Genomic DNA, 1,637 nt, shown 5'->3' with positions numbered 1-1,637 from the left:
GCGCACCCGTGTGCGCACCCCGCCCCGACGGGCCCCGCCGACCCGCTCGCGGGCCGGAGGGAGCCGACCTCAGGAGGTCAGCGAGGTCTTGCGGGTGGAGATGATCTGGTCGATCAGGCCGTACTCGGCGGCCTCCTCGGCGGTCAGGATCTTGTCGCGCTCGATGTCCTCGCGCACCTGCTCCGCCGTCCGGTTGGAGTGCTTGGACAGCATCTCCTCCAGCTGCTCGCGCATCCGGAAGATCTCCTTGGCCTGGATCTCCAGGTCGGACACCTGGCCGCGGCCGGTCTCGGTGTACGGCTGGTGGATGAGGATCCGGGCGTTCGGCAGCGCCATCCGCTTGCCGGGGGTGCCGGCCGCGAGCAGCACGGCCGCGGCGGAGGCCGCCTGGCCCATGCAGACCGTGGTGATGTCCGGCTTCACGTACTGCATGGTGTCGTAGATGGCCGTCAGGGCCGTGAACGAGCCGCCGGGCGAGTTGATGTACATCTGGATCTCGCGGTCCGGGTCCATCGACTCCAGGCACAGCAGCTGCGCCATGATGTCGTTCGCCGAGACGTCGTCGACCTGCGAGCCGAGGAAGATGATGCGCTCCTCGAACAGCTTGGCGTACGGGTCGTACTCGCGGATGCCCTGCGTGGTGCGCTCGACGAAGCGCGGGACGATGTAGCGGCCCTCGGCGCGCATGTCCTCGACGCGGGCCTGGGCGGCCGACAGGCTGGGGATGTTCATGGGGGTCCTTGTCCTCCGAGGCGTTGGGGCTGTGGTGTCGCGGGCCGGGCCGAGGCTCAGGCAGCGCCCGTGCCGCCGCCGCCGGGGACGTCCGCGGCGCTGTGCATGATCGCGTCGATGAGGCCGTACTCCAGGGCCTCCTCCGGGGTGAACCAGCGGTCGCGGTCGGAGTCGGCGGTGATCTGCTCGAAGGACTGGCCGCTGTGGTGCGCGATCAGCTCGGACATCCGCTTCTTGGTGCGGAGCAGCTGCTCGGCCTGGATCCGGATGTCGGTGGCGGAACCGCCGAGGCCCGCGGAGGGCTGGTGCATCAGGATCGTGGAGTTCGGCAGCGAGAAGCGCTTGCCCGGGGCGCCCGCGGTGAGCAGGAACTGGCCCATCGAGGCCGCCATGCCCATCGCGATGGTGACGACGTCGTTCTTGATGTACTGCATGGTGTCGTAGATCGCCATGCCGGCCGAGATCGAGCCGCCCGGGGAGTTGATGTAGAGGAAGATGTCCTTCTCCGGGTCCGCGGCCAGCAGCAGCAGCTGCGCGGTGATCTTGTTGGCGATGTCGTCGTCCACCGCCTGGCCGAGGAAGATGATCCGCTCGTTGAGCAACCGGTTGTAGACCTGGTCGCCAAGGCCGCCGAGCACGTCACCAGCGGCGGCGTGCGGTGCCATCGGGCCAGGCATCTGCATCTGCGGGAACGTCACTTAGCCACCTGCTCAGTCGATTTGGACGGTCGCTCCACGGCCGTCGCGGTGTCGCACAGCTTCCGGGTATCACGTCGTGATTGTTGCTGTCCAAGGACCCTAACGCGCAGGCCCGGCCGCAGAATCCCTCACGCAGAACTGTTCGCTGTGAGCGCAGGGTCGCGGCGGCCGCCGGGCCGGACGACAGCGGGCCCGGACACCGTACGG

At 68.7% G+C, this 1,637-nt stretch carries 2 protein-coding genes; both read right to left on the bottom strand.

Annotated features, from left to right (window positions below; all coding sequences use genetic code 11):
• Nucleotides 1-69: 69 nt before the first annotated feature.
• Complete coding sequence (locus tag ACFU7Z_RS39305) at nt 70-732, bottom strand: ATP-dependent Clp protease proteolytic subunit (protein WP_049648953.1); 663 nt, start codon at nt 730-732, stop codon at nt 70-72.
• Between the two features lie 56 nt (nt 733-788).
• Nucleotides 789-1,409 carry an ATP-dependent Clp protease proteolytic subunit gene (locus ACFU7Z_RS39300; protein ID WP_049648988.1) on the bottom strand — a complete coding sequence of 207 codons (621 nt, stop codon included), beginning with the start codon at nt 1,407-1,409 and terminating at the stop codon, nt 789-791.
• Nucleotides 1,410-1,637 lie beyond the last annotated feature (228 nt).

The sequence above is a fragment of the Kitasatospora sp. NPDC057518 genome (assembly GCF_042802075.1).
Taxonomy (GTDB): Bacteria; Actinomycetota; Actinomycetes; order Streptomycetales; family Streptomycetaceae; genus Kitasatospora.
Note: the sequence above shows the minus strand (reverse complement) of the source record. Positions and strands in the feature narration are given on the sequence as shown.